The following is a 6,788-nucleotide window of genomic DNA, read 5'->3' on the forward strand; positions in this document are numbered from 1 at the left end:
CGGCCCGGGTTGTCCATCGGCATCGCCGGGCCGAGGGCCACCGTGACCGTCGCCGGGGTCACCGGACCCACCTGTAGCGGCGGGGTCGGCTTCGCGGGCGACTTCCAAACATGGCAGGGCTGCCTGTCTTTGGGCTGACGTGCACGGGCCGCCGGTGGCTGCGTCGGCGCCGGCGGCCCGCTCCCCACTCGGGGTATCGCTATGGGATCTATCGGGATCGGGTGCGCAAGTGATACCGGCGTTCGGCGTAGGCGAGGTCGTCGCGCCACAGCCGGTTGGCCGCGTGGTTCATCAGTGGACGCAGCAGCGGCAGGGTGCGCCGGGTGAACCGGAATCCGGGCCGGTCCGAGGTGGCGATCACGGCCTCGACCACCGCCGTGCGCGCCCGGCCGTCCGGCCCGGAACCCAGTGGGGTGGCGTGGGTTTCGACGACGCTGCCCGCACCCTCGCCCGCGACGATCCGCATCACGATGGTGCGCGGGTCCGGACAGGTGAACTCCGCCTCGACGGGAATCCCGAGCCGACGGGTCAGGCGGAACGTGACGGTGAGCAGGAAGCGATGGTTCTCCTCGGTCAGTCCCGCACGCGGCGGCGACCGGAGCACCTCCAGATGCGCGAAAGAGTAAGGGTGGAACCATGATCCGTGCCACGGATCGAGCCGGTTCGCCATGATGTCGCGCGGTTCGCAGGCGCCCACCAGCCTGGTCACCGCGTGCACGGTGGTATCGGCCGGGCGGGGACCGAGAATCGGTAGGTCCGTCGGTGTTTCGCCGCCCAGAGCGTCCAGGCGCACCCACGCCAGCACGCCGTCGTCGTGGCCGGGCAGCGGGCACCAACTCCCCGCGCCCGCGCCGACCCGCAACCCGTGCCAGCGGCAGATGAGCGCGGAGTCCTCGACCTCCGCGGTGGCGAGCGGCGCGCCCAGGTGCGGGCACGCGCCGGGCCCGACCTGCAAGGCGCCCAGTCGATCCCGCCACGCGACGATCTCGACCCCGCCGATGGTCGTGCCGAACGGCCGGTCGCCGCGGATATCGCGACTGGCCGCGAACGCGTACCAGTTGCCGCTCGGCAGCTGCTGAGACCACTTCAGGGCGGCCGCGATCACCCGGGGATCCGCGTCCTGGTAGGTCGGTCGTTGCCGCGCCCACTTCTCCGGCGAGAACCGTTGCAGCGGTGAAACTTTGCCCATCAAGACCGCCTCTCGCGGGTAGCGAAGGTGCGAAGCAGGGTCGATCGTCCCCGACTCGGCACGGTCTGCAAAGAGTGACCCGCGCCGTCCCACTCCTGCGAGAGCAGGTCGGCGGCGAGCCACCCGGTGGTCGCGGCCCGCTCCATCAGCGCGACGGGCAGATCCACCCGGATCCCGTCGCCGGCGAGCATCAGCCGGGGATCCGGCGTGCGGACTCCCGGCCGACGCGCGAAATCGCCGGGCGCGAAGCGCGGGCAGTCCTGCCGCCACAGCAGATGCTCGCCGACGATCCCGGCCGCGGCCGATTCCGGGTAGATCTCACGCAGCCGAGCCAGCAGCCTGTCGCGCAAAATCCGTTGCGCGGCACGGCCGGGCGTGGTCTCGGCGGCGGCGTACGCGTGCAGCTCGATGACGCTGCCGCCGTGCTCACGCGCCCAGTCCGCCGCCGTGCGCTCGTAGTGATCGAGGATGCTGATGTTGTCCAACGGATCCAGGTTGCCGGTCCCGAGGAAGCTCGGCCGGTCGGCGCGCAGCGGTCGATCCAGCCACAGCCGCAGCACGGCGAATGCGGGTGCGTTGCCCAATCCGCCTACCCGCGTGCGCCATTCGGGGTCGCCGAGGGTCGGCGAGTGCGCGACGATCGCTCGCAAGGCGGGCACGTCGACCGCGAGCACGACGGCGTCGGCCGCGAGCGTGGCTCCGGTGTCATCGGTCACGACGAAACCGGACTCCCTCGCCTCGATCTCGGCGATCGCTGTGCCGGTGTGGAATTCGACGCGGCCGGGGCGCTCGGCGCTCGGCGCGGCGGTCAGGTGGTCCGCGATCGGCGTCCAGAGGCTGACATCGAAGTTGTCCCGCGCCACGTCGAACACCAACCCCTCACTGGAGCCCAGGAAGTAGATATGGAACATGGCGGCCAACTCGGCCGCGGACATCTGCCGCGGCTCCACGAAGAAGCTGCGGGAGAACACCTCGAACGCCAGATGCCGCGCGGCCTCCGGAAAGTTGATGCGCCGCAGGAAGGTATCCGCGTCGAGCTGGTCGAGCTCGTGATAGATCCCCGGTACGGACACCGCCGCCAGCGGGGCCGCGGCGCGCGCGTCCATGCGGACCAGGTCGCGCATGCGGAAGGTCGGGCTGCGCAGCGCGAAGGCCAGCGCGTTCCACGGCGGGGTGCGCGGCAGATTGCGGAAGGTGTCGCGGCGGCCCTCGGCGTCGATGAGCGGGTAGTCGTCGAGTCTGTGCAGGTTCGACAGCTCTGGGTCGCTGCGGGACAACAGCTTTCGCAGGTTGTAGTACTGGCCGAAGAAGGCGTGGAAGCCGCGGTTCATGCCGACCGGAGTGCCGTCGGCGAGCCGCTCGGTCCAGCCGCCCACGCGCCCGCCGAGGTAGCGCTCGCGCTCGATCACCTCGACGCGGAAGCCGCGCTCGGCGAGCCCGGTGGCGGCGCTCAGCCCGGCGATGCCCGCGCCGACCACCACCGCCGTCGGCCGAGTTCCCGAGTCCCCCACGTCCATTCGCCCCGGCCGGGCCGGGTAGCGTACGCGCCGCGGGTCGCGGCCGAGCGGTGGCGCGGTCGCCGTGGTCATCGTCGCTCTCCTTCGCGTTGCCGGGCGCGTTCCCAGCCGAGCAGCACGGCCGTCACGAGCGCGAAGCCGAACAGGAAGTCCTCCACCGGGATGTCCCACGGAAAGCGAAGCCCGAGAATGTGATCCGGGTCGTATCGGACGATCGGCGCGTCGAGCCTGGTCAACCACCCGTCCACCGGAATCTGGAAGCCGAGCACGATGACCATCGACAACCAATACGCGGGCCTGCGCAGCAATCCGGTTCGCAACACGGCCACTTCGAGCAGGCACACGGCGACGACCGCCGCCGCCGCGGGCACCGTGTATCCGATGCTCACCGGGCGCTCCTGCCCGCACGGGCCCGGACCCGTGCGCGCCCGAGCAGCGTCTCGACCGCTACGAACGTCAGCAACCCGCACAGCGGCACCACGACGAAGAACAGCAGCTCCTCCACCGGCATCGATCCGGGCAGCCAGATCCCGAGAACATACCGGTGATCGAAGTCCCACACCCCGCCCGCGATCGCGAGCAGATCCCACGCCACGAAGACGGCGACGACCGGCAGCAGCGCCGCGAGCAACCGCCGTGGTCTGCGATAGACACCGGACCCGAGGAACTCCAGCGGCGCGGTCAGCACCAGGCAGCAGATCAGGATCAGCAGATAGTGCGAGTGTGCCATCTCGACTCCTAGGTCCGCGCACGCGAATTGTCCGGGGAACGACCGTGATTCGACGCCGGCCCGCGCCTGGCCAGCCAGGCCCGCACCAATCCAGCGGTGCCGACGCGCACCCGGCGACCGGTGCCCACGCTGACGCGGCGGCCGAAGATCTCGAAGTCGTCGTCCTCGATGCGATCGAGGATCTCCGAGTAGAGCGTCAGCGCGGTCGTCACGCAGGGGCGTGAGCGCGGCGCGAGCCGTTCGATCCCGCCGCGCGCGTCTTCGTATATCTCCCTGGTGATCTCGTGCTGCGCCGCCAGCGCCGCGCGCACCCTCGGCTGGACGCGCCGGTGCTTTGCGCACCACTCGAGCAAGTCCCGGTCGACGCCGTGCGCGGCCAGTTCGTCGGCCGGTAGGTACACGCGGTCGCGGGCCAGGTCCTCGTCGACGTCGCGCAGAAAGTTGGTCAGCTGGAAGGCTTTACCGAGTGCCGCCGCGTAGGGCGCGGCCTCCGCGTCGACCGTGCCGAGGATCGGCAGCAGTTGCAGACCGATCACCTCGGCCGAGCCGTAGACGTAGCGATCGAGCGCGGCGCGGTCCGGATAGTCGGTGACGGTCAGGTCCATGCGCATCGATGCCAGGAACGCGTCGAAGAGGTGGCCGTCGATGGCGTAGCGCGCCGCGGTGTCCAGCACGGCCGCGAGCACGGGATCGCCGCCGCTGTCCCGCGCGGCGAATTGCTGTGCTAGCGCGTCCAATCCGGCCGCGCGCTCGTCGACCGTGCGCGTCGGATCGAGGTCGTCGAGGATATCGTCCGCGCGGCGGGCGAATCCGTAGAGCGCGTGCACCGCGGGCCGCTGGTCGGGGGCCAGGAGCCTGGTCGCGAGGAAGAACGTCTTGCCGTGCCGGGCATTGAGCTCCCGGCAGCACCGATACGATCCCCGCAGTCCGGGATCGGTGATCCCGGCGGCGGCCCATTCCGTGCGCGTCATCGTCCTCCCTTCAACGTGCCGTGGCGGTGGCGGCGCCACGCCGGATGTGTGCGTGCCCGGTGACGCGGTCGGCGGCGAGCCGGCCGGAGATCAGCACCGGCGGGATGCCGACCCCCGGCACGGTGGAACCGCCTGCGAGAACTACGTTCTCGAAGCCGCGGATCATATTGGCGGGCCGGAACGGCCCGGTCTGCGCGAAGGTGTGGGCCAGCGCGAACGGACTGCCCGCGAGCATGTCCTTGCGCGCCCAGTCGGCAGGGGTGACGATCCGCAGCACCTCGGCGTTCCTCAGCGCGTGCGAACGCGCCTGGGCGATATCGAGAATCCGCGCGGCGTAGTCGTCTCCGAAACTGTCCCAATCTATCTGCCCGCGTTGCAGATTCGGGGCCGGGGCAAGCAGGTAGAGCAGCTCGCGGCCTGGTGGGGCGAGGCTCGGGTCGCCCGCGGTCGCCCGGGTCAGCAGCAGCGACGGATCGGACATGACCCGCCCGGCCTCGATGATCTCCCGGAACGTGCTCCCCCACGCCGCACCGAACAACAGCGAGTGGTGCGGAAGTTCGGGTCCGTCGCGGTCGTAGCCGATGTGCAGGATGACGGCCGACGGCGCGGGGCGGACCCGAACCGGTCGGCGCGATCGATGCTCGAGAAGTTCATACGTGCGATGCAGCTCGGTGGTCAAAACCACCGCGTCGCAGTCGATTCGCTCGCCCTGATCGGTGTGGACGGCCGTCACGCGGCCGCCGGTGCGCGCCAGTTCGGTGACCGTGCTCCCGTACCGGAATCGCACCCCCGCCGCCGTGGCCGCGGCGGCCAGCGCGTCGGGGACCGCGCGCATCCCGCCGAGCGGAAAGTACACGCCCGACATCGTGTCCATGTGCGCGATGACCGCGTACGCGGCGAGCGCGCGATCCGGCGCGACACCGGCGTACAGCGCCTGGAAGGTGAATACCCGGCGCAGATCCGGATCCGAAATGAACTGGGCCACTTTGTCATCCCAGCGCCGGAACCCGCCCAGCGCCGTCAGGCGCGCCAGCGCGGGGGTCAGCATCGACAGCGGCGACTCGAAGTTCGCCGCGATGAACCGGTCGAACTCGGCCCGGTACAGCCGGGCCAGCCAGTCCCGCAGCCGCCGGTACCCCGCCGCCTGCGCCGCGCCGGCGAACTCGGTGACCGCCCGCACCATCGCGTCCTCGTCGCTGTGCACGGCCAGCGTGCGGCCGTCGGCGTAGGTCGCGTGATAGGCGGGCTCGACCAGGCGCAGGTCGAGGCGGTCCGCGGTGCGCTCGCCGACCGCGTCGAAGACGTCGTCGAGCAGCTCGGGCATGGTGAGCACCGTCGGCCCGGTGTCGATGCGGTAGCCGTGCGCGTCGAGCCTGCCCATGCGGCCGCCCGGCGTGTTCTCCCGCTCCACCACCGTGACCTCGCGGCCGCGCCCCACGAGATGGATCGCCGCGGCGAGGCCGGCCAGGCCGGCGCCCACCACGACGACGTGGTCGCTGCGTCCGGTCACCGTGCGCATCATGTCCTCCTCACAGCTGCCGTGCGGTGCACAGCAGCGCCATATCCGCCAGCGCCGCGCGCCGGTCCCGGTCGAGCTCGGCGGCGTCGAGCGCGGCGCGCGCCTCGGCCACCCGCTCGGCGATCATGTCCTCGATCCGTTCCGGCGCGCCGCTCGCCGCGATCAACTCCCGGCACCGGTCGATCGCGGGCGCGTCGAGCGCGGGCAGGGTGAGCAGTTCGCGCAACTCCGTCCGTACCCCGCGATCGCCGATCGCCAAGGCGGCGACCACCACGCTGGTGGCCTTGTGCTGTCCGAGGTCGCTGTCCTCCGGCTTGCCGGTGACGGCCGCGGAGCCGAAGACGCCGAGCAGGTCGTCGCGGAGCTGGAACGCCTCGCCGACCCGAGTTCCGTAGCGCCCCAGCATCATCAGCGTCCGCTCCGGGCATCCGGCCAGCGCCGCGCCGAGCTCCAGCGGCCGGAGCACGGTGTAGTTTCCCGACTTCGCCCGCGCGATGGCCAGGACGGAGTCCATGGTCGGCGCGGCCCGGACGTCGTTGGCCAGGTCGGCCAGCTGGCCGACCGCGAGCTCGATCCGCATGGCGTCGTAGCGCGGCCACACCCTGGCCAGCGCGGTGTCGGCCAGTCCGCTGTCGCGCAGCAGCTGCTCGGCCCACACCAGGCACATGTCCCCGAGCAGCGTGGCCGCCGACCCGCCGAATCGAGCCGCGGACCCGGGCAGGCCACGTGCGCGGTGGCGGTCGGCGAGCCGCACCTGCGCGGCCGCCGAGCCGCGCCGCAGCGCGCCGTCGTCCATCACGTCGTCCTGGAGCAGCGCGAAACCGTGCAGCAGCTCGAGCGACGCGGCCGCGCGCAGGGCCGC

General features: G+C 71.6%; 7 protein-coding genes and 1 pseudogene. 1 reads left to right on the forward strand and 7 read right to left on the reverse strand.

Annotation, left to right across the window (positions count from 1 at the left end):
* Window positions 1–138: pseudogene (locus ON39_RS50795) on the forward strand (DUF6764 family protein); the annotation flags it as partial.
* A 70-nt stretch (window positions 139–208) separates the two neighbouring features.
* On the opposite strand, the gene ON39_RS24375 reads toward ON39_RS50795, so the two are convergent.
* The 7 genes from ON39_RS24375 to ON39_RS24405 all read right to left on the reverse strand — a co-directional run.
* A complete protein-coding gene (locus ON39_RS24375) occupies window positions 209–1,189 on the reverse strand; it encodes a DUF5914 domain-containing protein (protein WP_040737830.1) in 981 nt (326 codons plus the stop codon).
* Window positions 1,189–2,778, reverse strand: a complete 1,590-nt coding sequence (locus tag ON39_RS24380; RefSeq protein WP_040737831.1) for an FAD-dependent oxidoreductase — start codon at window positions 2,776–2,778, stop codon at window positions 1,189–1,191. Before ON39_RS24380 ends, ON39_RS24375 begins: the two co-directional genes overlap by 1 nt.
* Complete coding sequence (locus ON39_RS24385) at window positions 2,775–3,095, reverse strand: lycopene cyclase domain-containing protein (protein WP_040737832.1); 321 nt, start codon at window positions 3,093–3,095, stop codon at window positions 2,775–2,777. The genes ON39_RS24380 and ON39_RS24385 overlap by 4 nt, the downstream gene beginning before the upstream one ends.
* A complete protein-coding gene (locus ON39_RS24390; protein WP_040737834.1) occupies window positions 3,092–3,436 on the reverse strand; it encodes a lycopene cyclase domain-containing protein in 345 nt (114 codons plus the stop codon). Before ON39_RS24390 ends, ON39_RS24385 begins: the two co-directional genes overlap by 4 nt.
* An 8-nt stretch (window positions 3,437–3,444) precedes the next feature.
* Window positions 3,445–4,407, reverse strand: a complete 963-nt coding sequence (locus ON39_RS24395; RefSeq protein ID WP_040737835.1) for a phytoene/squalene synthase family protein — start codon at window positions 4,405–4,407, stop codon at window positions 3,445–3,447.
* Between the two features lie 10 nt (window positions 4,408–4,417).
* Window positions 4,418–5,926: a phytoene desaturase family protein gene (crtI, locus tag ON39_RS24400; protein ID WP_051186992.1), complete on the reverse strand. Its 1,509-nt coding sequence runs from the start codon at window positions 5,924–5,926 to the stop codon at window positions 4,418–4,420.
* A gap of 10 nt (window positions 5,927–5,936) precedes the next feature.
* The coding region (locus tag ON39_RS24405; RefSeq protein ID WP_040737836.1) for a polyprenyl synthetase family protein at window positions 5,937–6,788 on the reverse strand (852 nt) is incomplete at its 5' end.

The sequence above is a fragment of the Nocardia tenerifensis NBRC 101015 genome, assembly GCF_000308715.1.
GTDB classification, from domain to species: Bacteria; Actinomycetota; Actinomycetes; order Mycobacteriales; family Mycobacteriaceae; genus Nocardia; species Nocardia tenerifensis.

Coding starts and splice junctions, on each gene's coding strand:
- ON39_RS24375 (WP_040737830.1), bottom strand. CDS start 1,189: ATGGGCAAAGTTTCACCGCTGCAACGGTTCTCGCCGGAGAAGTGGGCG.
- ON39_RS24380 (WP_040737831.1), bottom strand. CDS start 2,778: ATGACCACGGCGACCGCGCCACCGCTCGGCCGCGACCCGCGGCGCGTA.
- ON39_RS24390 (WP_040737834.1), bottom strand. CDS start 3,436: ATGGCACACTCGCACTATCTGCTGATCCTGATCTGCTGCCTGGTGCTG.
- ON39_RS24395 (WP_040737835.1), bottom strand. CDS start 4,407: ATGACGCGCACGGAATGGGCCGCCGCCGGGATCACCGATCCCGGACTG.
- crtI (WP_051186992.1), bottom strand. CDS start 5,926: ATGCGCACGGTGACCGGACGCAGCGACCACGTCGTCGTGGTGGGCGCC.